We start from the raw sequence: 25,621 nt of genomic DNA, 5'->3' as shown, positions 1-25,621 counted from the left end.
TGCCCGCCGGGCACAAGCTCGGCGGGATTTTCACATCACCGGGCAAGGCATGGGCTTCTTCCAGCTCTTCATCGACCGCCACCTCGATATCGAGACGATCCAAGGCGCCATCCGGCACTATTTCGGGCCTGAGCGGGCGATCGCCTATTTCAGGTCCAAGGACGAGATGATTGAGAGCTGGGGAGCGGGTAGCGACACGCCGCTCGACGTCCATGTCGTCGTGCGGCCCCTGAGCGAAACCTATCCGCTCTTGATCGAAGTCTGGCAGCCCGGCCCGGACTCGCTCGAAGAGGAGCGGCGCTTCGCCATCTATTTTTCGAAAGCCGCGAACTGCCGCTCGATCATCACCGACGAGGAATTGAACCCCTATAGCTGGTATTGCGTGCATCCATCGGGGACGGTCGAGACAGTCTATCTCACCGATGCCGACATGGGCGTGGAGGAGGGGTGACAGCCAAAAATATGCTCGAACGATATATACGCTTGGTCAATATGGTCTCGCCAAGAAGCGACCCGTTAATTATTCACATTTTGACAGCGGCTATTCCGCCCCACCAATGTCAATGCCTCGGTAAGAATGGATGAGGATAGTTAAAATATACACGCAAATCATCTCGTATTGTTTTGGTAATATATAACACCGCCAACATGCAAATACCTGCCATGACCGCCGTGAACGATCCTGGCATTTCCAATGCCGCCATCATAAGAAGCACAAAGGGTATCGAAACAAAATTAAGAAACGCTCCCTCATGCTTATTCGGATCCCACATGCCAAGTAATGTTTTCAGCATAATGCGAATTCTCACGGAATTATAAATAACCATTGTCGCGTTAATTACTAAAATTGAAAATATAGAATCATATTTGATTATGTCCTTGTATACAAAAGACATAACAATTACACAAATATTCATGCTTGCTATGTCCAAAATCAGAGTCTGAATGGAAGGCGAAATAGCAGCTCTCAGAAATCTGACCTTTAGCGCATATCCCGCCCCAAACCCCGGCGCCATTGCGGCCAACTCGCGATCGGCCGATACGTGATGATTGAAATTCCAAATCTTCTTGGCCTGCTCCAATGTGGTTGAATTCAACATGGCGAGAAAGAGCCATATGAGATTCGGAGGCTGTTTTATCCCCCCACCGAAGAGATACTGAAAACCTATAAGAACGCCGCCGATCAGTCCGAGGACCACCAGACGCTGCAGAAACTCCTTCATCACATGCGACCATCGAAAACCGTTTTCCAGATCCTTCCACAAAAGACAACGCAATGCCTCTGACCCTGAAATTGAATTCAACTCTGAATTATCTCCGCCGAAAACACTCGTAATTTCAGAATAAACTGTTGCGTTATTTTTACTAAATTGACGTTTATTTACAAAAATATACCCTATCGCTCGGACGACGGTATCTACTTTATGCTCGGCTGCCACTGAAGGATCGCGTTTTGAGGGCAGCAAGACGGGCCTGTAGAACCAGGCGGCCGCGGCAATGAGGCATGCTGTCAGCACCGTCACGCCCCATCCGAAGAAATGGGGAATCCTCGCGCCCCACATCGCCTCTTCTAGTCCCAACAGTATTATCGCGATGTAGAAGAAAAGCCATCCGTACCCCTGCAATCGCCCCATATTGCTGGGGTTCATTCGCAAGGCGATCAATCCTCCCATGATAACGCTGATCTGGATGGCGCATGAAACCAGTCCCTCGATCGGCGAGCGTCGGGCCAGCCCGATGATCAACGATGGCACTATGATCTGGGCTGCTGCGAAAAGAAGGAGTCCCTCGACGGCATAGCGGCCGAGGCGAGGAACGAGGAGGGCAGCCGCTACTTCCGCGCGGCGACGGGTCGCTTCCAAGGCATAGAACCAGCACGCAGCAGAACAACCGAGATAAATCAAGACGATGCGCGCAGAGGCATGATCGCCAAAGCTGAGTAATGGGGACAGGAGGAAGGTCGCCACAAACCAGAATAGGCAAGTGCATCCGAGCGTGGGGTCGCACCCCAGCGTCGATCTCAGCCAGATCTGCTCCCGCTTCATTGCGCAATCTCCACGAAGAGATCCTCGATGCCGAGCGCTCTGACACCCGCCCGGCGAGCGAAATCGGGCCAGTCTTCGGCGGGCGAGCGCCGAAGCACCAGCGAGATGGCGCCATCGGCCAGAATTCGACGATGAAGCTCTCCTACCATGGAGCTTTCCGACAGTGCATGGGACGGCACGACCACCTGGGCCACGCATTCCTTGAGATCGTCCACCGGAGCATCCAGGATGAGACGCCCTTGATGCAGGAACAAAATACGCGACGCCACACGTTCGAGATCCGACACGATATGCGTCGAGAACAGCACGGTTGTTCCGCCTTCACCGGCGCGGCCCACGATGTCGCGCAAAAGGTCCCGGCGGGCCGCGGGATCGAGCGCGGAGGCGGGCTCGTCCAAGACCAGAAGCTCTGGACGGGTGGCCAGGGCCCGCACCAGTTCGACCTGTTGACGTTCTCCCGGCGAAAGTGCCGAGAGCTTGCGATCAATCGGGATTTGGGCACGCCTCAGTTCCTCGTTCACATAGTCTCGATCCAACCTCGGATAGAGCCGAGCGATGAAGTGCATCATCTGCTTGACCGACATCCATTCGAGTGCAGTCGGGGTCTGTGAAACATAGGCCAGACGTGCCTTGACATCGTCGCCCATCGTCAGTGCCGCTTCGCCGAGGACCCAGGACATGCCGGCCTCGACCTCGATCAGGCCAAGCAAGGCCCGGATCAGCGTCGACTTGCCGGCGCCGTTTCGCCCGACGAGCCCGACGATCTCGCCGGGCTCTATGCGCAGGCCGACATTGCTAAGGGCCTGCTGCGTACCGTAGAACTTGCTCAGCCCGGCCGCTCGTATCGGCGTCGCTGCCGGGATCGACTGTATCGACGCAAAACCCGTCATTCCTTCCCCTCCAGCAAGGCAGCGAGCCGGCGCAAGATGACGTCGCCGGGCAATTCTAGTTCGCGCGCCTGACGCGCCATTTCCACAAGATGAGGTTCGATCAGCCCCAGGCGTTGATCGAGCGAGGCGGCACGCCGGGACGACGACGCGACGATCATGCCGCGCCCCTGCAGGCGCTCGAGATGCCCTTCGGTTTCCAGCAGTGAATAGGCACGCGACACCGTCATCGGATTGATGGCGTGAAAGGCCGCGACGTCCCGGACGGAGGGTAACGACGCGCCCTTCTGCAGTTGGCCGCTCACGATCATCCGGCGCAACTGACCGGCGATCTGCCGATAGATCGGCTCGGCGGCACCGGGCAATATGGTGAGGTCGGAAGCGTCCATGTGTATCAATATAGCAATACACTTGCGGCATGCAATCGCCATGAAAAGGAACGGTAGCCTCAGCCCCTGTTGTGCTCGCTCACCTTCACCCGCCTCGGCGCGAAATGAGCTTCCAGTACCGGCAGGGCCCGGCGGGGATCGCAGCGCCCGCACATGAAGATGTCGAGGGCGGCATAGCCTGTCTCGGGCCAGGTGTGGATGCTGATATGGGATTCGGCGAGCAAAGCGACGCCGGTGAGGCCGCCGGTGTCGCCGAAACCGTGCAGCTTGACACCGAGCACCGTGGCGCCGCAGGCGGCCGCGGCCTCGCGCAAGGTATGCTCGATGCCCGCGGCATCGGTGAGGCCCCGGCAGTCCCAGAAATCGATGAGCAGATGCAGGCCGGGGGCAAAGGCCTGGGCCTGGGCGGAGGCCCCATCTATCAGCGGAGCCGGCTCGGCTCCCGAGATTTGTGCTTGCGCTGCCAATGGCTTTCCCTGATCTGCCCGCGCCATCACAGCACCGTTTCGAAAGGATGGCCACTATAGGCCATGGCCTTCTCCGCCGCACGCACGCCATGCGTATAGGCTTCCTCGAAGATGGAAACGCCGCTCATGTCGGAATGGGCGGTGAAGATGGGCGGCCGCTGCTGCAGCCCGGCCCGCCGCTGGCCGCCCCAGATGAAGCCCGGCACCGGCCGGATCATGGCATGGCCCCAGACCCAGACATCGGCCCGCTCGACATGGCCTTCGAGTTCGGGATGCACGGCCAGGAGTTCCTTCAGGAAGGTCGCCTGCCATTCTTCCAGGGAGCGGGCGAGCGCCTCGCGGCGGGCGTCCTCGGGCGGCAGGTGGCTGATCGGCCAATAATAGGTCAGCACCGTCCTGGTCGGGCGCATCTGCGTGATCTGGTGGGTGGCGACGACATAGCCGAGCAAGGGGCTGTCGAAGACGACATTGTCCCAGCTCAGATTGGCGCCGGTGCCGCCGGGCAGGCGGCTCAGCGTGATGTTGGCGACGGCCCAGGGCGCGTAGGAGAAACCGGCGGCAAGGTTCTGGTCGCGCAGCAGCCGCGCCGTGACGAAATGCGGCGTCGCCAGGATGGCCGCCTTCGCCTCGATGCGGAGGGCCTTGTCTTCAGCCGCGTCCCAGACGTCGACGGCCACCCCATTGCCTTTCGCTTCGACGGCATGGGCGAGCGAACGCGTCCTTATGCGCGGGCCGAGCGCATCGGCGAGGCGGCGCGCCAGATAGCCATTGCCCTCCGGCCAGGTCACCAGGCCCTGGTCCTCGGCATCGGCGCCACGGCCATTGCGGGCAGCGAAATAATGGATGCCGGCCCAGGCCGAGACATCGCGCGAGCGCGTGCCGTAGTCGTCGCGGCAGCAATAGTCGACATACCAGGCCAGGGACGGCGAGCGATAACCCTCCCACTCCATCCAGGCCGCCATGGTGAGGCCATCGAGCGCCATCAGATCGGCGTCCTGCGAGCTCAGGTCGAGCGGAATGGCGAAGGCGCGCCGGCCGTCGCTGCCAATGCGCTGGCGAAACGCCTTCATCGCCGCAAAGAAACGCTTGCCGTCGGCCTCCTCGTCGGCATCGAGGCCGATGGCAGGCATCAGGCCTTCCTGCCAGCGTCCATAGCGATAGAGCCGCTCCGAAGGATCCGCACAGAGGGCGTATTCGTCATAGATGGCCGTGCCCTTGGCGTCGTAGCCGGTGATGATGCCGAAATCCTGGAACAGCGCCCTGACCGCCCTGGCCTCCTCGGTGAGCAGCGGCACGTAGTGGGCGCCCCAGGGAAAGGCACAGACCTCGTTGCGGCCGCTGGCGGCATTGCCGCCGGGAGCAGCCTCGAGGTCGAGCAGCAGGAAATCGTCATAGCCCGCCTTGGCGAGACGATAGCCCGCGCCGAGGCCCGCTATGCCGCCACCGACGACGAGGATGCCGGTTTTCAGCGTCTCTCCCGGCGCCGGGAAGCCGCCGCTCCGCAGCCTGTGACCGATGCGGGAAGACGCGCCCACCAGATCCCCGGGCACGGAACCGCCCTCGCCGCCGCCCGGCACCCCCTTGCCCGCCAGCAAGTCTCCGCCCACCAGCCCGGCGCCGGCCAGGCCGAGCGAGGCGGCCCCCAAAGCGAGGAATTGCTTGCGGCTGATCCGGGTCATGGCAGCGCCATGGTGTGCCGGTCTTCAGACCGGCATGGAACCACTGCCAGGATACCGGTCCCGCCCCATCCCTCGATGGGGCTGAGAAGACTGGCACACCATATCTCAATAAATGAGGTAATTGCCCCACTCCTCGTCGAAATAGCGCACCAGCGGCTGGTCATCGAGGCGCTGGATGGCGGTGGCGACATGGGCCATGTCGGGCGGGAACTGGAACATCGCCTGCATGGTCGGCAGATCAAGGAAGCGCAGCCCCTCAGGCAGGCGGTCCGGCGGGCGATAGGGTGAGAAGGAGCCGATGATGAAGCCCCATTCCCCGAAGGACGGCACGAAGAGGTGATAGGCCGCGGTCTGGAAGCCGGCCGCTGCCAGCGTGTTGTTGACGCACCAGAAGGATTTGCGCGCGACCAGAGGCGAGGTGCTCTGGATCACCACCAGGCCGTCCTGGTTCACCGCCGACTTCAGGAGGCGGTAGAAGGTGAGCGAATAGAGCTTGCCGATCGAGAAATTGGACGGATCGGGCAGGTCGATGATCACGGCGTCGAAGCGCATCTCGGCAGGCTTCTGTTCACGCAGCCAGAGGAAGGCGTCGGCGTTGATGAGGGTCAGCTTGGGCGAGGACAACGAGCCGCCATTGAGACCCGTCATCATCTCGTTGTGCGAGAACAGGCGCGTCACGGCCGGATCGAGATCGACCATGGTGACCGCTTCGACCGCCGGGTATTTCAGGACCTCCCGCAGGGCCAGCCCGTCGCCGCCGCCGATGATCAGCACCCTGCGCGGGGCCTTGAGGGCGCTCATCACCGGATGCACCAGGGCCTCGTGGTAGCGATATTCGTCGAGCGAGGAGAATTGCAGGTTCGAATTGAGGAAGAGGCGGATGTCGCGCTGCTGGCGCGTGACCACGATGCGCTGATAGGGCGTGGATTCGGCGTAAACAACCGTGCCCGGATAGGCGCTCGCCTCCGCAATCGACTGGATGCGCTCGGACCAGACGAAGCCGGCACCGAGCGCGGCCAGGACCACGAAGGCGGCGGCCTTGTGCGCGCCGCGGCGGAGGATGGGCGCCTTGATGGCGTAGAGCACCCAGATCGCCACCAGCGTATTGAGGATGCCGAACAGGAAGGCCGAGCGGATCAGGCCGAGATAGGGCACCAGCACCAGCGGAAACAGCAGGGAGGCGAAGAGCGCACCGATATAGTCGAAGGTGAAGACCTTGGAGACCAGGTCCTTGAAGGCAAGCCGTCCTTCCAGGATGCGCAGCAGCAGCGGGATTTCGATGCCGACCAGGATGCCGATGACCCCGACCAGGGAGTAGAGCCAGAGGCGGAAGGAGGCGACATGGTCGAACAGGATGAAGAGGGCAGCGGCCGAACTGCCGCCGACCGCCCCGACCAGCAGCTCGATGCGGACGAAATGGCCGAGAAGGTCGCGCTCGAGATAGCGTGACAGCCAGGAGCCCACGCCCATGGCGAAGAGATAGGTGCCGATGATGGTGGAGAACTGCGTGACGGAATCGCCAAGGAGATAGCTCGCCAGCGTGCCGGCGATCAGCTCGTAGATCAGCCCGCAGGTCGCGATCACGAAGGCGGAGAAGAGCAGCAGGATTTCCACGTACGCGCCTTACACCAATCTGCGTTGAGACTGCTTCTTCCTCGGACCGCAGGCGTCTCGCCTGCTCTTTCTATCGGCCTGTCGCGACGCTTCCAAGAGCAGGCGAGACGCCTGCGGTCCCAGGAGAATCGACGCCCTCAGCCATGGATGGCCGAGGCGATGATGATTGCGATGCCGAGCGCCACCGCACCCAGGAAGATCGCCATCGCGGTGTTGCGTTTCTCGCATAATTCCTTCCACACCTGCACCTTCGGGGTCAGCAGGTCGAGCAGCCAGAAGGCGATGACGAAGACGATGAGGCCGATGCCGGAATAGACCAGCGAGGCCACCACATATTTCAGTTCGATCAGGCCAGAGACATCCATGAAAGCCCCCTATTTATGATATGAATAGCCGCCACCGCCGGAGCTTCTGCCGCCGCCGAACCAGCCGAAGGAGCCGCCATCGTCGCTGCTCCTGATGCCGCGACTGGTGGTCTGCTTGGCGTGCCACATATTGGCCAGCGAATAACCGCCGAAATTGCCGAGGGCCATGCCGAACACGACGGCCCCGGCGAAGATCATCTGAATCCTGCTCACGTGTCCTCGCTGCTGGAACTGCTGCTGGAATCGTCGCTCGATGAGGAACCACCGCTGTCGTCGTCATCGTCGCTGCTCGACGACCACCAATTGTCGGTCCCGGAATCGGAGCTGCTGCTGCCGGCGGCGGCAACGAAACCGCCCGCCGCCAGGTTGCCGGACACCGATGGCGCTTCCTCGTCGATGCCGCCCTGCTCCCAGCGCGACTGCTCGAAGCGCCGGTCGCGGAAGAAGCCGAAGCCGGCGCCGAGAGCCAGGAGGCCGACGGCACCGAGATAGTTCGACCAGATCGGCACGGCGTGCCGGACCGTGACGGTGAATGTCTCCGAAGGCAGAGGATTGGCGGGCGCAGGGGCAATGGTGGGCTGCGAGGAGGGGAAGCTGCCGCCCTGGCCATTGTTGCGCAACCAGGTCTGCAGGTAATCCTCGCGCGCCACCATCGGCACGGTCTCCGCCACCTTGGTGAACAGGCCGGCATTGGTGTCGATCAGCAATTTGTAGGTGCCTGCCGGCACCGGCGACAGCAATTCGCTGGTGCGCTCGGTGACCCGCCCGCTGCTGTAGTTCTCCAGCCCCTGGGAGGCATGATAGCTCCTGTTGGTCTCGACATTGACCAGGGCGACGTCGAGCTCCAGCCAATCGTCTTTCAGTTCGGCGCTGGTCTCGAACTCGACATTACCCCGGCCGTCCAGGCGGAAAGGTTCGGAGGCGAAGGTCTTACCCTTGTCGGCGGAGGTCAGGGTGAAGGTCTGCGAGGCGACCTGACGCCCGGGCGAGAGGGCGAGCGAGCCGAACTGCAACAAGGTCGCCACTCCGAGCGCTGCGAGCGGCACCCTCAGCCAGCGCCGGTGCGGGTTGGGCTGGTTGACGCCGGGCCCGTCGCGCTCGTCCGCGAGCGGCAGCTTGAAGGCCTCGGCCACCAGGCTGGGTTCGAGATAGACGCCTTCAGAGACGATGATCTCCTCGTCATTGCTCTCGACCATCAGCCGGTGAGGCGAGGCGATATAATCAGCCGTCTCGGTGACGTCCGCCGTGGAAGCACGCCAATAGAATTCGCCGGCGACATATTTGGTGAGCGCCTGTCCCTTGCTGAAGAAGGCATAGCGCCGCCCCTCGACCGTAAGGTCGATGGTATTGCCCGCGCCCGGCACGTCGCGGGTAAGCATCTTCACCAGCGTCCAGTGGCCCTGCTCCCGGACCAGGAAACGATAGCCCCGATAGGGGTTGAACAAGAGATATTCGATCCATTCGTAATATCCCGTGCGATCGCTCCGGCGCATATAGCCGACGACCTCCCACTCGACGTCCTGCAGCCGCCCGCGGGAACCGATGGGAACCTCCGAGGGCTCGAGCGCCGCCTGGGCCTTCTGGATGATGCGCAGATTCTCGTCGGCGACGTCGATCAGCGAGGAACACTGGCTGCAGGTGGCGCTGATCGACTGGCCGACGGCGCGCAAGGTCACCGCCCCACCGCAATTGGGGCAGGCAAAGGTTCGTGGCCGGCCGGGCGGCCTTGGCGCGGGTACGGCCGGCGATGGTGCTGGCGGCGCGAGAGGCTCGTCCATCACCAGCCCTCCAGCGGCCTGAGATTGGAGAAGCGCAAGGCGTCCCATTCGAGATAACGGCCGAGATAGGCACTTGCCTCCTTGCCGTCATGTTCGAGCGTGGCGAATTCGCCATCGGCACCGACGCAATCGATCGACACGGTACGTCGCCCTTTGGGTGCGGCGAAAGGCAGTTCGCCTTCCGAGCCCAGGCAGGTCGCCAGCTTGATGTCGACCGCCCTGAGCTGGACGCCATTTATCGTTACCGAGAAACCCGGCCTGATGCCGGCGGCACCGGTCTCGTTCCCCTCCAGCAGCGGCCGGCAGCGCTCCAGCGCCTCGCGCACGCCGCCCCAGGAGTTCTCCTCCGCCTCCAGGCTCACCGAGAAGAACCCCTGAGCCTCGCCGATCCAGCCTTCCCGGCCGTCATCCATCAGCATGTGCCATTCGTTCCACAGCCCGTCGCTCCAGCCGATCTTCAGGCGCCCGATGACGGTGAAGGACTGGCCGTCGAACACACCGCCGGTGCCGAGCTGGAGGGGGCTCATGTCGTCGGGCAGCGCCGCCATCACCCCGAGCGAGGTCACGTCGACATCGGTGCGCACCACCATGGACTGGCAATAGGCACAGACGGCATAGACCGACTGCGCCGACCGGAACACGACATCCGCTCCGCAGGAAGGGCAGGCGAATTTACGCATTGGGCCTCGTATGGATCACGGGATTGACCGGCCTGTTCGGCCAAGCAGAGTTTCGCGGCGAGCAGGGCGAAGTCCGGTCTATTTGATCCGGGATAGCAGTTCGGCCTTCTTGGCGTCGAATTCCTGCTGGGTAAGGATGCCCTTGGCCAGCAGCCCGCCGAGTTTTTCGAGGAGCTGGATCGGATCCTCCGCCGGCTGCGGGGGCGCTGCCGGCGCCGAGGGAGCCTGCGCCGGCGCCGCATTGGCAAAGCCCTGTGCCATGGCCTGGCCGATTGCCATGCCGGCGCCGAGCCCTGCCCCTGCTCCTGCCAGGCCGCCCGGATTCTCGGCGGCAAGCGGGATGGATTCGGCCGTCTGGAACTGGGCGTAGCGATTGAGATCGCCCAGCATGTTCATGGAACTGGCCTTGTCGAGGATACGCTGGAGTTCCTCCGGCAGCGACAGGCTCTGGACGTAGAAGCTCTTGACGTCGATGCCATAGTCACGCAGCGCCGGGCGGATGGCTTCCGCCAGCTTCTGGGAGAAAGCCTCCTGGTTGGCGGCCATGTCGATGAAGGCGACATTGCTCTGGCCGAGCGTCGAGGCGATGGCCGTGAGCACGGCACCGCGAAGCTGCCCCTCGATCATCTCGGAGGTGCAGCGCTCGGCCGTACCGACCAGCCGCGACCAGAACGCGCCGACATCGCCGATCGCATAGGAATAATTCCCGAAGGCGCGGATGCGGATCGGGCCATATTCCTTGTCGCGGATGGTGAGGGGCTGGGTGGTGCCCCATTTGCGGTCGATCTGGTCCTTGGTGTCGAAGAAATAGACGTCCGACTTGAAGGGCGATTCGAAGAACTTGTCCCAGTTCTTCAGATAGGTCAGCACCGGCAGGGTCTGGGTGGTGAGCGTATAGGTGCCGGGGCCGAAAATGTCGGCGATCTTGCCTTCGTTGAAGAAGGCCGCCTTCTGCGTCTCGCGCACCACGAGCTGGGCGCCGTTCTGGATTTCCATGCCGGACATCGGGAAGCGGTAGGCCAACAGGCCCGGCTCCTCGGCCGTCCACTGGATGACATCGATAAATTGCTTGGAGATGAAGTCCAGAATGCCCATGCCCGTATGCTCCATACCGACGGATCGCAAGCCGCAGACAGCCTACTCTACCTAGCACGCGTGGCAATGGGAAAGGGTAACCCAAGAGACAGCATCATCTGCATCAGTATAGAGCCGCAGAACCGGCCTTCTTGGAGAACGGCGAAACCCCTCCATGCCTTTTGCGGGAGAATATGACAATCAGTGACGGATCAAGGGCATCGTTGCGATCGATATCGTCTTTTCGTGTGCTGCCGGCCATGCTGGCGAAATGTCGCCCCCCGCAATGGGAGAAGATGCCGTGATCCCGAACCCTGCTGCCCGCGAATGGAACCGACGGCCCTGCCCAACGTGACATTAACGCACCAATTGGTTACTTAGTTTGGGAAACCGTCACGGCATTGTTTGCACCCATTCCAAAAACGTGAAAAAAGCACGATCACTCCAAGCTCTTTCAAACCACCGGAGACTACTCGATGACCGACAGTGCCGATCTCGGCCCCCGCGAGGCGATGGAATATGATGTCGTCGTGGTCGGCGCCGGACCTGCCGGTCTGGCGGCCGCGATCCATCTCAAGCAGCTCAATCCCGAAACCAGCGTGGTGGTGGTGGAGAAGGGCTCGGAGGTCGGCGCCCATATCCTCTCCGGCGCGGTGATCGATCCGATCGGCCTCGACAAACTGCTGCCGGAATGGCGCGAGGCGGACGATCGCCCGCTGGTGACCGAGGTCACCGAGGACCAGTTCTACTATCTCGGCCCGTCCGGCGCCCTGCGCCTGCCCAATTTCGGCATGCCCAAGCTGATGTCGAACCACGGCAATTTCGTCGGCTCGCTCGGCAATGTCTGCCGCTGGCTGGCTACCCAGGCCGAAGCCCTCGGCGTCGAGATCTATCCCGGCTTTGCCGCCGCTGAAGTGCTCTATGACGATAAGGGCGCGGTGAAGGGCATTGCCACCGGCGACATGGGCATCGGCCGCGACGGCCAGCCCAAATCCGGCTTCACCCGCGGCATGGAACTCCACGGCAAATACACCCTCTTCGCCGAGGGTGCCCGCGGCAGCCTGACCAAGACGCTGATCGCCAAGTTCAATCTCGCCGACGGCCGCGAGCCCCAGAAATACGGCATCGGCATCAAGGAACTCTGGCAGATCGATCCGGCAAAGCATGTGCCGGGCCGGGTGCAGCATTCCTTCGGCTGGCCGCTGGATTCGAAGACGGGCGGCGGCTCCTTCCTCTATCACCTTGAAAACAACCAGGTGGTGGTGGGTTTCGTCATCCACCTCAACTACACCAACCCCTATCTCTCTCCCTTCGACGAGTTCCAGCGCTTCAAGCACCATCCGCTGATCGCGCCGACCTTCGAGGGCGGCAAGCGCATCGCCTATGGCGCGCGCGCCATCACCGAGGGCGGCTACCAGTCGGTGCCCAAGCTCTCCTTCCCCGGCGGCGCCCTGATCGGCTGCGCGGCCGGCTTCGTCAACGTGCCGCGCATCAAGGGCAGCCACAATGCCGTGCTGTCGGGCATGCTGGCGGCCGAACACCTCTCCAAGGCGCTGGCCGAGGGCCGTTCGCATGACGAGCCAGCCTCCTACGAGGCCGCCTGGCGCTCCAGCGAGATCGGCCACGACCTCTACAAGGTGCGCAACGTCAAGCCGCTATGGTCAAAGCTCGGCACCTTCGCCGGCGTGATCCTCGGCGGCATCGACATGCATCTCAACGAAAAGCTCGGCTTCTCCCTGTTCGGAACGCTCAAGCATGGCAAGCCCGACTATGCGACCCTGAAGCCGATCGCCGAATGCAAACCGATCGACTATCCCAAGCCGGACGGCAAGCTCTCCTTCGACAAGCTCTCCTCCGTCTTCCTGTCCTCGACCAATCACGAGGAGGACCAGCCGATCCATCTCACGTTGAAGGATCCCAAGGTCCCGATCGAAAAGAACCTGCCGGTCTATGGCGAGCCGGCCCGGCTCTATTGCCCGGCGGGCGTCTATGAGGTGGTCTATGGCGACGAAGCGGCCCGGAAGGATCCGCGCTTCGTGATCAACGCGCAGAATTGCGTGCACTGCAAGACCTGCGACATCAAGGATCCGGCCCAGAACATCAACTGGGTGACGCCGGAGGGCGGCGGCGGCCCGAACTATCCGAACATGTAAGCGGAGCGCTTGCGGGTGAAGGCGCTTCTTTACGCCGGCCTCGGGGTCGTTCTCCTCGGCGTCGGCCTCTATCTGCAGTTCGGCACGCCCGGGGTTTCCCCGGCCGACCGGCTGCGCTGCGAGCAGGCCATCGAGAAGATCTATGGCGGCAGCGACGAGGCCAAATACACGCTCCTGCCCAAATGCAGCGAGCCGGGCATGATCGCCATGATGGATGCGAGGACCGGGGGCGTCGGTGCCGAGCAGGCGGCGCAGGCGATCGCGTCCGCCAATCGCACCGATCTCGTCGGCATCCTCATCAATTGCGCGCTGATCGGCGCCGGCATCGGTGCCCTGGGTGCGGCGGCGACAGCCTCCCGGCAGTCGAAAAGGCGGAGCGAGGCCTGACTCCAAGGCAGTGCGACTTGCCCCGTCTCAGGCATAAATCGCCTTCACGCCACCCTTCTCCAGCAGGTCGCGGGCACGGGGCGTCTCTTCGGTGACCAGCGTATCGATCGACGACAGTGCCGCGAAATGGTGCGCCGCCACGGTGCCGAATTTATCCGGGGTCGCCACCGCGACGACCTCGGCAGCCGCCTTGATCATGGCCGCCTTGATCGCAGCCTCGTCATAGCCGGCAGTGGTCAACCCGAACTCCTCGTGGATGCCGTGCACGCCGATGACGCACAGATCGGCATTGATGGCGTGAAGCTGGTCGAGCACGCGCGCACCCAGCACCATCTGGCTGCGCTTGTCGAAGATGCCGCCGAGCAGAATGACCTCCAGATGCGGATGCTCGGTCGTTGCGCTCGCAATCAGCGGACTGTTGGTGACGATGGTCGCCCGGAGATCGCGGGGCAACTGCCTGGCCACTTCGAGATTGGTGGTGCCCCCGTCGATGACGACCACCTGATCCGGCAGCACGAGCCCGGCCGCCGCCCGGGCCAGGCGTGTCTTCAAGGCCGCCGCGATCTTGTAGCGCCCCTGGAAGGGCAAGCCTCCCGGCGAGACCGGCAGGGCAGCGCCATGGACGCGCTTGATCAGGCCTTCGGCCGCCATGTCCCGGAAATCGCGCCGAATGGTGTCCTCGGATACCTCGAAATGCGCCGAGACCTCCTGCGTCGACAGCCTGCCCTTGGCCTCCAGCTGCGACAGGACGAAAGCCCGCCGTTCGTCAGGCGTGGATTCGATCGGCATGACGATTCCTCAATTGCACGTTTATGACGATATCGGTAGATACATGAACACCTATCACAGCACCAGCCGATGGATCCAGCATGAAAGAGCTCCTCATGAAGGGGAATGTCATCCTCGAAGACGCCATTCACGAAGACGCCGTCATCCGCTGCGTGGACGGCCGGATCGCCACGATCGAGCCTCATGCTCGCGAGCATGAAGGCAAAGGACTGCTCGATTTCAGCGGCCGCTACCTGTCGCCGGGTTTCGTCGACATCCACGTGCATGGCGGCGCCGGCGCCGACTATATGGACGGCACGGTGGAAGCCGTGCGGCGGACCAATATCGCCCATGCCCGGCACGGCACGACCTCGATCTTTCCGACCACGACGACGGGATCCTTTGCCCAGCTCGATGTGATGGTGAGAGCGTGCGAAAACGTGCAGGCCTCGTGGACGCCCGCGGACGGCGCCCGCATCGCCGGCATCCACTTCTACGGCCCCTATTTCGCGGCGGACAAGGTCGGCATCCACGCACCGGAAGGCCGGCGCGATCCGGTGCGGGAGGAATACGAATATTTCCTCGGCCGCGAAATCATCAAGATCGCCACCTGCGCCTCCGAATTGCCCGGCGCCCTGGATTTCTTCGATCATGCCCGCGAACGGGACTGCTTCATCACCTGCGGCCATTCCAACGCCTGCTGGGATGAACTCGAGGCGGCTTTCACGCATGGCATGCGCCATGTCGACCATTTCTGGTGTGCCATGAGCTCGGTCGTCTCCCTGCGCAAGCGCTTCGGCACGCCGATGCAGGCCGGCATGGAGCAGTATGTCCTCGCCAACCCGGCGATGAGCACCGAGGTGATCGCCGACGGCATCCACCTCTCGGACGATCTCCTGCGCTTCGCCTTCCGCCTGATCGGGCCTCGGCGCTGCTGTCTCGTCACCGATGCGAACCGCGCCATGGACATGCCGCCGGGCCAATACCGCTTCGGATCGCAGGCAGACGGCAGCTGGGTCTGGAGTGATGGCCATTCCGTCCGAGGCGAGGACGGCAGCCTGGCAAGCTCGATGCATGGCATGGACCGGATGGTGCGGACCATGGCGAAGGCCATCGAGCAGGATTTGCCCGCCGTCATCCGCATGGCGTCGCTGACGCCGGCCGAGCTTACCGGCATTGCCGGCGAGGTCGGCAGCCTGGCGCCGGGCAAGCGTGCCGACATCGTTGTTCTAGACGGGGATTTCGAGGTCGAGCGTGTCTTCATCGCCGGCGCCCCCCTGCCCGTCGCCGATGCGAGGCCCGATCAGGCGGCCTGAGCACCAACCGCCCTCGCCCCGCAGCAGGCCGCGGGCGGAGTCACGGCGTTGCCGATGATGGCGGGTTCTGCGCGCTGGTGAAGATGAAATCCTCGGGCGGCAGCGAGCCATAGACGAAGGGCTCCTGCCGGTTTGCTGTGCGTGACATCACATCGCTGGTCACGAAGCGGAACACCTTGTTGATCTCCAGCCCCGGTTCCACCACCCGCCTGGCAAAGGCTTCGGCAAAGGCGCTGTGCTGGCTGTCGCCATCCTCGGCCACCGTGCCCTCCTTGGCCGAATAGACCACCAGCGTCGCTCCCGACGGCTCGACCCGCGAAAGGCCACGCCCCACCGAGCGGGTTGCGGCCGTCATCGTCATCTGCGCGGCAAAGGGATTGTTGCGGCAGGCATCCAGCAGCACCAGCTTCAGGCGCCGCGCCCCGCTCAACGCCGACAGGACGCGCTGCAGGCTGACGGTTTCGTCGGGGACATCGCGATCGGACTGCAGCCTTGCATCGACGGGGATGAGATAATTCTGCCCCGCCAGCTCCATGCCGTGGCCGGCATAATAGAGGATGGCCCAGTCGGCGGCGTCCGCCTTGGCGGAAAAGGAGCGCAGGGCTTCGACGATGCCGGCGCGTCCGAGATCGTAGGCGACCGTGACATCCTGCACGCCAGCCGTCCGCAGGGCCGCGGCGACGAGGTCGGCGTCGCGCCGGGGATTGGGCAGTTGCGACACGGCCGCATAGCGTGAATTGCCGATGACCAGCGCAACCCGCCGCGATCCTTCGGCAGCTGCCTTCTGGGAGGAGGCGGGCGCGTCCTTCTTGCCGGCTTCGGCCTGCTGTACCGCCTTCGAGGCACGGAAAAGCGTTACATAGCGCTGGACATTGGGCAGGTTCGGATTGATCGAAAAGGCCATTTCCATGTCGGAGAGGCCAGCTTCCCGCTCCTCGAGGCGCCAATGCGCCAGTCCGCGATTGAGATAGGCCTCGGCATAGTCGCGCCGCGCCGCGATGGCCGTGTCGCAATCCGCCAGGGCCTCCCGCAACGCGCCCTTGGCCAGATAGAGCGCGCAGCGGCCCGAATGGAATTCCGCCATGCCGGGATTCAGGGCGATCGCCTTGCTGACATCGGCGATGGCCTCGTCGATCTCGCCCTTGGCGTAGTGCAGGTTGGCGCGGTTGTTATAGGCATTGAAATTGCTGCTGTCAGCCGCGATCGCCCTGTCGAAATCGGCCATGGCAAGGTCGTAACGCTTGAGGTTGACATAGGAATTGGCGCGATTGCTGTAGACCAGCGAGAGCCCCTGCTTCAGCGCGATCGCCTTGGTATAGTCGGCGACGGCCTTCTCATGGCGGCCGAGCCTTTGCTGCAGATTGCCCCGATTGGCAAAAGCAGGCCCCATACGCGGATCGAGATCGACGGCACGCGAATAATCGGCAATGGCATTTTCGATATCGTCCTGCTCCGAGCGGGAATTGGCGCGGTAGAAATAGACTTCCGCCGATCCCGGCTTGATGGCGATGGCCTTGTCGTAATCGTCGATCGCCGCATTGTGGTCGCCGAGCTCGGCATAGCTGAGGCCACGGAAGACATAGGCCAGATAACTCTTGTCGTTATGCCGGATCGAGGCGCCGAGATCGTTGATCGCCAGGCCATACTGCTTCTGCCTGTAATGGGCCCGCCCGCGCTGCAGATAGGCGGTGGCCTGGCTGCCGGGCGTCACCGCAATGCGGTTGATGGCGGTGGTGCAGGCCGGAATGGCGATGGCCGGGTCATCCGAAGCGCAGCCACCTTTCGGAGCCCCCGCCGCCGGCACGGCCAGCCACAGGGACATCGCCGCAGCCACGGTCATCAGGCGATATGCGTTCATGATCCCGCTCCCCGGCGCCCCCGGCTCGATCTGCCGTCGACATGGCGACGGCAAAACCGCTCGCCTCATGTCCATATCGTGCCGAACATGGCCGTCAATCGAGCACGGGTCGACACCTTTGTTTGCCTGACGCTGTCTCGCGCATCCGGCCTCGAGGCAGGCGTGCTTGTGAACCGACGGCTCCCCCATCAACCTCCAGAGCGCATCAGCCGCACCGCGCATGCGATGGCGAGTACGATCAGCACCAGCGTGAAGCCGACCACGGCCGGCCACCCCCCGACGGTCCAGAACCAGCCGCCGCTCGAGCCCACGATGCTGGCGCCGAGATAATAAGCGAGCATGTAGAGCGAGGCGGCATGGCCTTTGCTCGCACCGCCCAGCCGGCCGACCCAGCCGCTCGCCACCGCATGGCAGGCGAACTGGCCCGCCGTCAGCACGGCGATGCCGGCGATGATGCCGGCGAGGCTCGAGGAGAGCGTGAGGCCGATACCGGCAGCCATGGTCAGGAGACCGGCGATCAGCACCGGCGCCCGCCCCAACCGGTCGGCCGCCATGCCGCCGAGCGAGGAAGAGACGGTGCCGAACAGATAGACGGTGAAGATCAGGCCTGTCTGTGTCGGGCTGAGGTCGAAGGGCGGCGCCATCAGTCGGAAGCCGGCATAGTTGTAGACGGTCACGAAACTGCCGAAGCCGCAAAAGGCGATGGCGAACAAGAGCGGCTTCGCCAGCACAACGCCGGGCCTCTCCCGGCCGAAATGCGAAGCCCACGCCCTGAGGTGATAGCGAAGATCGAAACCCTTGCGCGGCGTGAAATGCCGCGAGGGCGGCAGGAGCAGGACGAAGCCGAGGGCCAGGACGAGGCCACCGAGACCGACGATCGCCAGTGCAAGGCGCCAGGTCAGGAATTCAGCGAGGATGCCGGTCAGCACCCGGCCCGCCATGCCGCCGAGCGCCGTGCCGGCGATATAGAGCCCCATGGCAAAACCCAGGCCATTGGGCTCGATCTCCTCGGCCAGATAGGCGATGGCGATGGCCGGTACACCGCCAATGGCCAACCCTTCGACGGCACGCAAGGCGAGGATAGCATGCCATCCCGGCGTGACAGCCACGGCAAGATTGAGCAGGCTGGCAAGACCGATTGAAGCGAACATCAGTTCACGCCGGCCGAATCGCTCCGAAACAGCGGCGGCCGCAAAGATGGCAAAGGCGAGCGCGCCGGTGGTCAGCGAGAGAGCGAGCGAACTCTGCGCCGCACCGACATGGAATTCCTCGGCCAGCAACGGCAGCAAGGGCTGCACGCAATAGATCAGCGAGAACGTACCGAAACCGGCGAGGAAGAGAGCGAGACTGATCTTACGGTAGGCAGCCGACCCGCGAGCGACATGGGGCACGGGGGGCGCATAGGCGGCGGGAGCGGACATCACCAAGGGGTCGTATCCCAGCGTCAGCTTGTCAAGCACCGATCCCGGGCCATTCCGGGAGGAGCGATCGATACCTGCCGGCACCGGTGCTATCCAGGGTTGCTGCCCGGTGGCGGCCGACTGGAGATGGGCCAAACGGCCCGGCAAAATCGGCAGATTAGCGCGGAGGGTGGGTTGTTCCCTCGCCTCAAAGCAGCCATGGTAGCGGCGAATAATTCGCGACTGCGTCGCCTGTGTCGAGGCGGCCGGCTGATTCGGAGTTTTCTTCCCTGTGCCCCTGTCTTCCCGCACGTCTTTTTCCGCCGCCTTGTTGGCGATCGCCCTCTCGACGACCCTGATGGCGCCGGCACTGGCAGCCAAGGCGCTCGAACGTCCATTCAGGCCGACTTCCGCTTCAGGCAGCCTGTTGGCTGGCAGGCTGGCTGCCAATGTGCGTGACGACGACAATGCGGCCTCCTTCTATGCCAAGGCGCTGAGCAGCGGTCTGTTCAAGGACGAACAGGCTCGGCAGGAGTTGACCAACCGCACCTTCATCGCCTTGCTGACCTCGGGCGAGATGGACAAGGCCGTCACCTTCGCCCGGCGCGTGGTGGCGATCGACAAGAAGAACCCGATCGCCCATCTCGTGCTCGGCATCCGGGCGTTGAAGGGGCGGGACTATACCAAGGCCCGCGACGAACTCGCCTTCACGCTCGACAAGCCTATCCTGCAGCTGGCGACGCCCCTGATTTCGACCTGGACCTATGCAGGCGCCGGCCAGACCAAGAAAGGCGTGGTGGCCAGCGACGACATTTCGTCCAATGACGGCTTTTCCACTTTCAAGAATTTCTCCACCGGCATGATGCTCGACATGGCCGGCATGCGCGATGAGGCGATCGCCCGGCTCAAGGACGCTCATGAGCGCGATGCCAATGCCGTCTCCATCGTCGACGCCTATGCCCGGGCACTGGCACGCGCCGGCAAGAAGGACGACGCGCTCAAGGTGCTGGAAGCCTATTCGGCCAAGGTGCCTCGCCAGCCGATCGTCGCGGCACTGATCGCCGACATCAAGGCGGGCAAGCGCATCGGGCCGGCCGTGACCTCGGCCCAGCAGGGTGCGGCCGATATCCTGGTCTCGGTCGCAGCCGGCATCGCCAAGCAGGGCGGTGCCGACTATGCCGTGGTGTTCTATCGCCTGGCGCTCTATCTGGAGCCCGCCAATGCCACGGCCCTGATCGGCCTCGCCGAACTTTATAGCGACCTCAAGCAGCCCCAGACCGCCGAGACCCTGTTCAAGAGCGTGCCCGCCTCCTCGCCACTCAAGCGCAACGCCGAAATCGAGCTTGCCACCACGCTGGACGAGCTCGACAAGACCGATGAGGGCGTGGCGCATCTGAAGAAGATCATTTCGGCCAATCCGCAGGATCTGGACGCCATCATCTCGCTCGGCGGCATCTTCAACCAGCGCAAGCGCTGGGAAGAGGCGTCCGTGGCGTTCTCCCAGGCGGTCGACGTGATCGGCAAGCCTACCCGCAATGACTGGGCCACCTTCTATTACCGCGGTATCGCCTATGAGCGGATCAAGCAGTGGCCCAAGGCCGAGGCCGACTTCAAGAAGGCGCTGGAGCTCTTCCCCGATCAGCCCTCGGTGCTGAACTATCTGGGCTATTCCTGGATCGACCAGGGCATGCATCTCCAGGAAGGCATGGAGATGATCAAGAAGGCCGTCGATCAGCGTCCGGATGACGGCTATATCGTCGACAGCCTGGGCTGGGCCAATTACAAGCTTGGCCAATATGACGAGGCGGTCGAGCAGCTCGAGCGCGCAGTCTCTCTCAAGCCGAGCGACCCCACCATCAACGACCATCTCGGCGATGCCTATTGGAAGATCGGGCGCAAGCTGGAGGCGACCTTCCAGTGGCGCCATGCCCTCGATGCCAAGCCCGAGCCGGACGAGAAGGCCAAAATCGAGCAGAAGCTGAAGGACGGCATGCGGGACACGGCCTCGGCCGACGCCAGCAAGGCCAGTGACGTGGCCAAGTCTCCGGATGCGCCCAAGCCCGCGGACGAGGCAAAGCCCGCCGACGCACCGAAGACGCCGGATGCACAGCCCGAAAAGCCGGCCGATGCCGACAAGCCAACGGAAGCCCCCAAGCCGGCTGACCAAACCAAGCCTGCTGATGCTCCCCAGCCCGCAGGCGAAACAAAGCCGGCTGATACCTCCAAGCCGACTGATACCTCCAAGCCGGTGGAGGCTCCCAAGCCCGTCGATCCGGCTAAGCCTGCTGATGCGCCCAAACCCGCCGATGCTCCTAAACCCGCCGATGCTCCCAAACCTGCCGATGCTCCCAAGCCGGCGGAACCCGTGAAGCCCGCCTCGCCGTCCAACAGCAATGGCGGCTGACGTCACGGCGGCCGGCGGGGCGGGAGCCTCGCCTGTGTGGCTGAACGAGAAAGCCCGTGCCAAGGTCAATCTGACCTTGGCCGTGCTGGGGCGTCGAGCGGACGGCTTTCATCTGCTCGACAGCCTGGTCGCCTTTGCCGATATCGCCGACGAGCTCAGTCTCGAGCCGGGCCCCGGCCTCTCCCTGGAAGTCTATGGTTCTCGCGCGAAGGAGGCCGGCGCGGTCGCCGACAATCTCGTACTCAAGGCAGCCAAGGCGCTCGCCGAGAGGCATGATGGCCTCACACTCGGGCATTTCCGGCTCGACAAGCGCCTGCCGGCGGCAGCCGGCATCGGCGGCGGCTCCTCGGATGCCGCAGCTGCCCTGCGCCTCATCGCCCGCGCCAATGAGCTGCCGTTAACGGACGAAAAAGTCCTGGCCGCTGCCCGCGCCACGGGCTCCGACGTGCCGGTCTGCCTGCAAGTGGTGGGTCGATGGATGCGCGACGCAGGAGAAACGCTGTCAGCTCCGGTTCCCCTGCCCCCTCTGCCCGCCGTCCTGCTCAATCCGGGTGTTGCCACGCCGACAGCGGATGTCTTCCGAGCCCTCGCCCTTCCCGCGGGGACGGCCATTTCCCCCGACCTTTCCCTGGCCGCGGCCATCGAAGGCGAGAAAAGCCCGACGGCACTGATCCGCCATCTCGATCGGGGACGCAACGATCTCGAACCGACGGCGCTTGTGCTGCGCCCAGCCATCGGCGAGGCGCTCGCCGTCTTGCGCGGCCAGCCCACCTGCCGCCTCGCACGCATGTCGGGCTCGGGCGCCACCGTGTTCGGCCTGTTCGAAACGGCCGAGGCGGCAGTTGCAGCAAGACAGGCGATTGCAGAGCGTCGGCCTGGCTGGTGGGTGGTGGACACCGTCATCGGCTGAGGGCGGCGGCGGCCCTTGGAGCGCGGACATCTTGTCCGCATTTTCGCAGCGTTTCCAAGAGCGGACAAGATGTCCGCCCTCCCCGCCACGCGCTTCGACATTGCATCCTGCCCCTTGATCGGGCAAAGGTCCGGCCAACGGAATTTCTGCAGGCGGTGACGATGAACATTCTTCTGATCGGATCGGGCGGGCGCGAACATGCCCTGGCCTGGGCGATATCGGCGAGCCCGCTCTGCGAGAGGCTCTATGCCGCGCCCGGCAATCCCGGCATGGAAGAGTGTGCCATCTGCGCCGCCCTCGACCCGACCGACCATCAGGCGGTGATCGCCTTCTGCCGCGAGAACGAGATCGACTTCGTGGTGGTGGGTCCCGAGGCACCGCTGGTCGCCGGCCTGGTCGACGATCTCGCCGCTGCCGGCATCAAGGCCTTCGGCCCCAGCAAGGCCGCCGCCCAGCTCGAAGGCTCCAAGGGCTACACCAAGGATCTGTGCCAGGAATTTTCCATCCCGACCGCCGCCTATCGGCGCTTTACCGATGCTGTTGCTGCGCGCGCCTATGTCCAGGAACAGGGCGCGCCGATCGTGATCAAGGCCGATGGCCTGGCCGCCGGCAAGGGCGTGGTGGTGGCGATGACGCTGGACGATGCCCTTGCTGCCGTCGACGCCATCTTCGCCGGCAGCGTCGGCGAGGCCGGCCACGAAGTGGTGGTGGAACAGTTCCTGGAGGGCGAAGAGGCGAGCTTCTTCGCCCTGTGCGACGGCACCACCGCCCTTCCCCTCATCTCCGCGCAGGACCACAAGCGCGTCTTCGATGGCGACAAGGGCCCGAATACCGGCGGCATGGGCGCCTATTCGCCGGCCCCCATCATGACGCCGGAGATGGAAGAGCGTGTGATGGAAACCATCATTCGCCCTACCGTGCGGGCCATGGCCGCCCGCGGCACGCCGTTCAAGGGCGTGCTCTTCGCCGGCCTGATGATCACCAAGGATGGCCCTGAGCTGATCGAGTACAACGTCCGCTTCGGCGATCCGGAAACGCAGGTGCTGATGCCGCGGCTGCGCTCGGACCTGTTGCCGGCCCTGATCGCCTCGGCCGACGGCGTGCTCTCCACCATCTCGCTGCGCTGGAAGAACGATGCGGCGCTCTGCGTGGTGATGGCGACCAAGGGCTATCCCGGCAGTTTCCAGCGCGGCTCGGAAATCCGGGATCTCGCCAAGGCGGCTTCGCTCGACGACGTATTGGTCTTTCATGCCGGCACCAAACGCTCGGGCGACCATATCCTCGCCAATGGCGGGCGCGTGCTCGGCATCACCGCCAGCGGCAAGACCGTCGCGGAGGCACAGAAGCGGGCCTATGAGGCCGTCGATCTCGTCGACTGGCCCGAAGGCTTCAGCCGCCGCGACATCGGCTGGCGTGCCATCGGCAAGGCCTGAGCCATGACGCCGGCGGTCACGCGTTCGAGCAAGACCGTGGCCTTGGCCCTTGGCGGCGGCGGGGCTCGCGGCCTCGCCCACATCCCGATGCTGGAAGTCTTCGACGAGCTCGGCATCCGGCCGGTTGCCATGGCCGGCACCTCGATGGGAGCGATCTATGCCGCTGCCTATGCCGCCGGCCTCTCGGCTGCCGAGCTCCATGCCTATACGCTGGCCATGCTCGCCGATCGGCGCGGCATGCGCAACAAGCTGATGGCAGCGCGCAGCGGGCGGCTGGCAGACCTGTTTTCCGGCCTCGGCAATCCGGTGATGATCGATGCCGAGGTCTTTTGCGACGCCTTCCTGCCCGAGGCCGTGCCCCAGGCCTTTGCCGACCTTGCCATCCCGCTCACCATCGTGGCCACCGACTATTATGGCCGCCGTGAGCGGGCCTTCACGGCCGGCCCGCTGCGCCAGGCCGTCGCTGCCTCCATGGCGATCCCCGGCGCCTTCAGGCCGGTGCGCATCGACGGCCAGGTGCTGGTCGATGGTGCCACCGTCAACCCGCTGCCGCTCGACCACCTCACCGGCAAGGCCGACATTCTCGTCGGCATCGACGTCTCGGGCGCCGCGACCATCGCCGCCGAAACCGACATGCCCGGCACCTTCGAGGCGATGTTCGGGGCCCTGCAGATCATGCAGGCCGCGATCGTCGATGCCAAGGCGGCCCATTATCGTCCCGACATCCTGATCCGTCCCAATGTCGGTAGCATCCGTGCCCTCGATTTCGCCCGCTCCAGCGTGGTCTTCCGCCTCGCCAGGCCGGCAAAGGAGGAACTGAAACGGAAATTGGGCGAGCTGCTGGAGCGGGGATAAGTCAGGTTCCTTCTCCCCTTGCGGGTGTCGCCAACTCCGAAGGAGTTGGCTAGAGGTCCCGGCAGGGGGATGAGGGGTGCAGCGATTTCCCGACCAGGTTGCGTATCTCCCCTCATCCGTCCCTTCGGCACACCTTCTCCCGCAAGGGGAGAAGGCGGTGGCGCTCTTTCCGGCCCCTTTCGACGCCCCCGCTCCCTTGTCTCTTCCCAGCCCGGCCCTGAGGGCTTATGTGAAAGGCACCATCATCCCGTACCGCTTACCCCCTTCGACCGGAAAGGCCCCGCCTTGGCTTCCTCGCCCCGTCTCATCCATGGCTTTCGCGAGATTGCCAGCGCCTATGACCTGATCTTCTGCGACATCTGGGGCGTCATCCACAACGGCCACAGGGTGTTCGACGGTGTTGCCGACGCCCTCATCGCCTATCGCCGGCAGGGCGGCGTTGCGGTGCTGGTCTCCAACGCACCGCGGCCGGCCCAGTCGGTGATGCCGCAGCTCGACCGGCTCGGCCTGCCGCGCGAATGCTGGGACGCCATCGTCACGTCGGGGGACGTGACACGGGCACAGATCGCCGCCGTGGCGGCAAAAAAGGTCTTCCATCTCGGCCCCGATCGCGACCGACCGCTCTATGACGGCCTCGGCATCCGCTTCGCCGATACGCCCGAGGAGGCCGAAGTGGTCGTCTGCACCGGCCTGTTCGACGACACCACGGAGACGCCGGAGACCTACAGGGACATGCTGGCCGGCTTCAAGGCGCGCGACGTACCGATGATCTGCGCCAATCCCGATCTCATCGTCGATCGCGGCGGCACCATCATCTATTGCGCCGGGGCTCTGGCAGAAGCCTATCGCGCCATTGGCGGCGAGGTGGCCATCTGCGGCAAGCCCTACAAGCCGATCTACGACGCGGCCTTCGAGACAGCCGCCTCGCTCCGCGGCAAGCCGACATCCTCCGAGCGGACCCTGGCCATCGGCGATTCGGTGCGAACCGATCTCGCCGGCGCGGCCGCCATCGGGTGCGGCGCGCTGTTCATCTCCGGCGGTATCCATGCCCTCGAGGCCGGCCATGAGGGCGACGGCGTCGACCCCGAGGCGCTTTCTGCCTTCCTTGCCGACAAGGGCGTCATTCCCGACGCGGTCATGCCGCGGCTGATCTGGTAGA

At 64.0% G+C, this 25,621-nt stretch carries 23 protein-coding genes; 9 read left to right on the top strand and 14 right to left on the bottom strand.

Annotated elements, in window-relative coordinates; translation table 11 throughout:
- Nucleotides 1–49 precede the first annotated feature (49 nt).
- Nucleotides 50–451 (top strand): hypothetical protein, encoded by a 402-nt coding sequence (locus tag ACIGJE_RS10320; RefSeq protein ID WP_311933786.1) that lies wholly within the window; start codon nucleotides 50–52, stop codon nucleotides 449–451.
- A gap of 109 nt (nucleotides 452–560) precedes the next feature.
- Here the strand turns inward: ACIGJE_RS10320 and ACIGJE_RS10315 are convergent, their stop codons facing one another.
- From ACIGJE_RS10315 to ACIGJE_RS10265, 11 genes are all read right to left on the bottom strand, one after another.
- Nucleotides 561–2,045: a hypothetical protein gene (locus ACIGJE_RS10315; RefSeq protein ID WP_415080469.1), complete on the bottom strand. Its 1,485-nt coding sequence runs from the start codon at nucleotides 2,043–2,045 to the stop codon at nucleotides 561–563.
- Entirely contained in the window at nucleotides 2,042–2,935 is an 894-nt protein-coding gene (locus ACIGJE_RS10310) for an ABC transporter ATP-binding protein (protein WP_415080468.1), read from the bottom strand. Before ACIGJE_RS10310 ends, ACIGJE_RS10315 begins: the two co-directional genes overlap by 4 nt.
- Complete coding sequence (locus tag ACIGJE_RS10305; RefSeq protein ID WP_311933793.1) at nucleotides 2,932–3,321, bottom strand: GntR family transcriptional regulator; 390 nt, start codon at nucleotides 3,319–3,321, stop codon at nucleotides 2,932–2,934. Before ACIGJE_RS10305 ends, ACIGJE_RS10310 begins: the two co-directional genes overlap by 4 nt.
- Before the next feature lie 59 nt (nucleotides 3,322–3,380).
- The gene (gene speD, locus ACIGJE_RS10300; RefSeq protein WP_311933796.1) at nucleotides 3,381–3,788 is read right to left on the bottom strand and encodes an adenosylmethionine decarboxylase; all 408 of its coding nucleotides are present in this window, start codon (nucleotides 3,786–3,788) and stop codon (nucleotides 3,381–3,383) included.
- A gap of 26 nt (nucleotides 3,789–3,814) precedes the next feature.
- Nucleotides 3,815–5,467, bottom strand: a complete 1,653-nt coding sequence (locus ACIGJE_RS10295; protein WP_415080467.1) for an FAD-dependent oxidoreductase — start codon at nucleotides 5,465–5,467, stop codon at nucleotides 3,815–3,817.
- Nucleotides 5,468–5,572: 105 nt separating this feature from the next.
- Entirely contained in the window at nucleotides 5,573–7,081 is a 1,509-nt protein-coding gene (locus tag ACIGJE_RS10290) for a polyamine aminopropyltransferase (protein ID WP_367624230.1), read from the bottom strand.
- 137 nt (nucleotides 7,082–7,218) lie between these two features.
- Nucleotides 7,219–7,446 carry a DUF350 domain-containing protein gene (locus ACIGJE_RS10285; RefSeq protein WP_311933802.1) on the bottom strand — a complete coding sequence of 76 codons (228 nt, stop codon included), beginning with the start codon at nucleotides 7,444–7,446 and terminating at the stop codon, nucleotides 7,219–7,221.
- A gap of 9 nt (nucleotides 7,447–7,455) precedes the next feature.
- Complete coding sequence (locus tag ACIGJE_RS10280) at nucleotides 7,456–7,659, bottom strand: hypothetical protein (protein ID WP_311933804.1); 204 nt, start codon at nucleotides 7,657–7,659, stop codon at nucleotides 7,456–7,458.
- Nucleotides 7,656–9,224 carry a DUF4178 domain-containing protein gene (locus ACIGJE_RS10275; RefSeq protein WP_415080466.1) on the bottom strand — a complete coding sequence of 523 codons (1,569 nt, stop codon included), beginning with the start codon at nucleotides 9,222–9,224 and terminating at the stop codon, nucleotides 7,656–7,658. The genes ACIGJE_RS10280 and ACIGJE_RS10275 overlap by 4 nt, the downstream gene beginning before the upstream one ends.
- Nucleotides 9,224–9,904, bottom strand: a complete 681-nt coding sequence (locus ACIGJE_RS10270) for a DUF4178 domain-containing protein (protein ID WP_415080465.1) — start codon at nucleotides 9,902–9,904, stop codon at nucleotides 9,224–9,226. The genes ACIGJE_RS10275 and ACIGJE_RS10270 overlap by 1 nt, the downstream gene beginning before the upstream one ends.
- 78 nt (nucleotides 9,905–9,982) lie before the next feature.
- A complete protein-coding gene (locus ACIGJE_RS10265) occupies nucleotides 9,983–10,999 on the bottom strand; it encodes an SPFH domain-containing protein (RefSeq protein ID WP_311933808.1) in 1,017 nt (338 codons plus the stop codon).
- A 455-nt stretch (nucleotides 11,000–11,454) separates the two neighbouring features.
- Here ACIGJE_RS10265 and ACIGJE_RS10260 point away from each other — a divergent pair, with 455 nt between their 5' ends.
- Together ACIGJE_RS10260 and ACIGJE_RS10255 are read left to right on the top strand one after the other, a co-directional pair.
- Nucleotides 11,455–13,131, top strand: coding sequence for an electron transfer flavoprotein-ubiquinone oxidoreductase (locus ACIGJE_RS10260; RefSeq protein ID WP_483679989.1), 1,677 nt, complete (start codon nucleotides 11,455–11,457; stop codon nucleotides 13,129–13,131).
- Nucleotides 13,132–13,146: 15 nt separating this feature from the next.
- Nucleotides 13,147–13,518, top strand: a complete 372-nt coding sequence (locus ACIGJE_RS10255; RefSeq protein WP_483679987.1) for a hypothetical protein — start codon at nucleotides 13,147–13,149, stop codon at nucleotides 13,516–13,518.
- A gap of 27 nt (nucleotides 13,519–13,545) precedes the next feature.
- Here ACIGJE_RS10255 and ACIGJE_RS10250 read toward each other — a convergent pair whose 3' ends face one another.
- Nucleotides 13,546–14,307: a DeoR/GlpR family DNA-binding transcription regulator gene (locus ACIGJE_RS10250; protein ID WP_483679985.1), complete on the bottom strand. Its 762-nt coding sequence runs from the start codon at nucleotides 14,305–14,307 to the stop codon at nucleotides 13,546–13,548.
- A gap of 80 nt (nucleotides 14,308–14,387) precedes the next feature.
- On the opposite strand from ACIGJE_RS10250, the gene ACIGJE_RS10245 reads away from it, so the two are divergent.
- Nucleotides 14,388–15,602, top strand: coding sequence for an N-acetylglucosamine-6-phosphate deacetylase (locus ACIGJE_RS10245; RefSeq protein ID WP_483679984.1), 1,215 nt, complete (start codon nucleotides 14,388–14,390; stop codon nucleotides 15,600–15,602).
- Nucleotides 15,603–15,642: 40 nt separating this feature from the next.
- On the opposite strand, the gene ACIGJE_RS10240 is transcribed toward ACIGJE_RS10245, so the two are convergent.
- Nucleotides 15,643–17,460 (bottom strand): tetratricopeptide repeat protein, encoded by a 1,818-nt coding sequence (locus tag ACIGJE_RS10240; protein WP_483679982.1) that lies wholly within the window; start codon nucleotides 17,458–17,460, stop codon nucleotides 15,643–15,645.
- Between the two features lie 188 nt (nucleotides 17,461–17,648).
- Complete coding sequence (locus ACIGJE_RS10235) at nucleotides 17,649–18,881, bottom strand: MFS transporter (protein WP_311933922.1); 1,233 nt, start codon at nucleotides 18,879–18,881, stop codon at nucleotides 17,649–17,651.
- Nucleotides 18,882–19,152: 271 nt separating this feature from the next.
- Here ACIGJE_RS10235 and ACIGJE_RS10230 point away from each other — a divergent pair, with 271 nt between their 5' ends.
- The 5 genes from ACIGJE_RS10230 (at nucleotide 19,153) to ACIGJE_RS10210 (ending at nucleotide 25,620) form a co-directional block, all read left to right on the top strand.
- A complete protein-coding gene (locus ACIGJE_RS10230) occupies nucleotides 19,153–21,264 on the top strand; it encodes a tetratricopeptide repeat protein (protein ID WP_483679981.1) in 2,112 nt (703 codons plus the stop codon).
- Nucleotides 21,254–22,174 carry a 4-(cytidine 5'-diphospho)-2-C-methyl-D-erythritol kinase gene (locus ACIGJE_RS10225; protein ID WP_483679979.1) on the top strand — a complete coding sequence of 307 codons (921 nt, stop codon included), beginning with the start codon at nucleotides 21,254–21,256 and terminating at the stop codon, nucleotides 22,172–22,174. Before ACIGJE_RS10230 ends, ACIGJE_RS10225 begins: the two co-directional genes overlap by 11 nt.
- 161 nt (nucleotides 22,175–22,335) lie before the next feature.
- Nucleotides 22,336–23,607: a phosphoribosylamine--glycine ligase gene (gene purD / locus ACIGJE_RS10220; protein WP_483679977.1), complete on the top strand. Its 1,272-nt coding sequence runs from the start codon at nucleotides 22,336–22,338 to the stop codon at nucleotides 23,605–23,607.
- A gap of 3 nt (nucleotides 23,608–23,610) precedes the next feature.
- A complete protein-coding gene (locus ACIGJE_RS10215; protein WP_440724051.1) occupies nucleotides 23,611–24,462 on the top strand; it encodes a patatin-like phospholipase family protein in 852 nt (283 codons plus the stop codon).
- 285 nt (nucleotides 24,463–24,747) lie between these two features.
- Nucleotides 24,748–25,620, top strand: coding sequence for a TIGR01459 family HAD-type hydrolase (locus ACIGJE_RS10210; RefSeq protein ID WP_311933826.1), 873 nt, complete (start codon nucleotides 24,748–24,750; stop codon nucleotides 25,618–25,620).
- Nucleotide 25,621 lies beyond the last annotated feature (1 nt).

It is taken from the genome of Labrys sp. E2SS-1L (assembly GCF_057073705.1).
This window is presented reverse-complemented; position numbering and strand designations above follow the sequence as displayed.

Excerpts from the sequence above, each read along its gene's own strand:
- ACIGJE_RS10240 (WP_483679982.1), bottom strand. The coding sequence starts at position 17,460 with ATGAACGCATATCGCCTGATGACCGTGGCTGCGGCGATGTCCCTGTGG.
- ACIGJE_RS10295 (WP_415080467.1), bottom strand. The coding sequence starts at position 5,467 with ATGACCCGGATCAGCCGCAAGCAATTCCTCGCTTTGGGGGCCGCCTCG.
- ACIGJE_RS10235 (WP_311933922.1), bottom strand. The coding sequence starts at position 18,881 with ATGTCCGCTCCCGCCGCCTATGCGCCCCCCGTGCCCCATGTCGCTCGC.
- ACIGJE_RS10270 (WP_415080465.1), bottom strand. The coding sequence starts at position 9,904 with ATGCGTAAATTCGCCTGCCCTTCCTGCGGAGCGGATGTCGTGTTCCGG.
- purD (WP_483679977.1), top strand. The coding sequence starts at position 22,336 with ATGAACATTCTTCTGATCGGATCGGGCGGGCGCGAACATGCCCTGGCC.
- ACIGJE_RS10320 (WP_311933786.1), top strand. The coding sequence starts at position 50 with ATGGGCTTCTTCCAGCTCTTCATCGACCGCCACCTCGATATCGAGACG.
- ACIGJE_RS10245 (WP_483679984.1), top strand. The coding sequence starts at position 14,388 with ATGAAAGAGCTCCTCATGAAGGGGAATGTCATCCTCGAAGACGCCATT.
- ACIGJE_RS10265 (WP_311933808.1), bottom strand. The coding sequence starts at position 10,999 with ATGGGCATTCTGGACTTCATCTCCAAGCAATTTATCGATGTCATCCAG.
- ACIGJE_RS10310 (WP_415080468.1), bottom strand. The coding sequence starts at position 2,935 with ATGACGGGTTTTGCGTCGATACAGTCGATCCCGGCAGCGACGCCGATA.
- ACIGJE_RS10285 (WP_311933802.1), bottom strand. The coding sequence starts at position 7,446 with ATGGATGTCTCTGGCCTGATCGAACTGAAATATGTGGTGGCCTCGCTG.
- ACIGJE_RS10305 (WP_311933793.1), bottom strand. The coding sequence starts at position 3,321 with ATGGACGCTTCCGACCTCACCATATTGCCCGGTGCCGCCGAGCCGATC.
- ACIGJE_RS10225 (WP_483679979.1), top strand. The coding sequence starts at position 21,254 with ATGGCGGCTGACGTCACGGCGGCCGGCGGGGCGGGAGCCTCGCCTGTG.
- ACIGJE_RS10275 (WP_415080466.1), bottom strand. The coding sequence starts at position 9,224 with ATGGACGAGCCTCTCGCGCCGCCAGCACCATCGCCGGCCGTACCCGCG.
- ACIGJE_RS10315 (WP_415080469.1), bottom strand. The coding sequence starts at position 2,045 with ATGAAGCGGGAGCAGATCTGGCTGAGATCGACGCTGGGGTGCGACCCC.
- ACIGJE_RS10260 (WP_483679989.1), top strand. The coding sequence starts at position 11,455 with ATGACCGACAGTGCCGATCTCGGCCCCCGCGAGGCGATGGAATATGAT.
- ACIGJE_RS10215 (WP_440724051.1), top strand. The coding sequence starts at position 23,611 with ATGACGCCGGCGGTCACGCGTTCGAGCAAGACCGTGGCCTTGGCCCTT.
- ACIGJE_RS10250 (WP_483679985.1), bottom strand. The coding sequence starts at position 14,307 with ATGCCGATCGAATCCACGCCTGACGAACGGCGGGCTTTCGTCCTGTCG.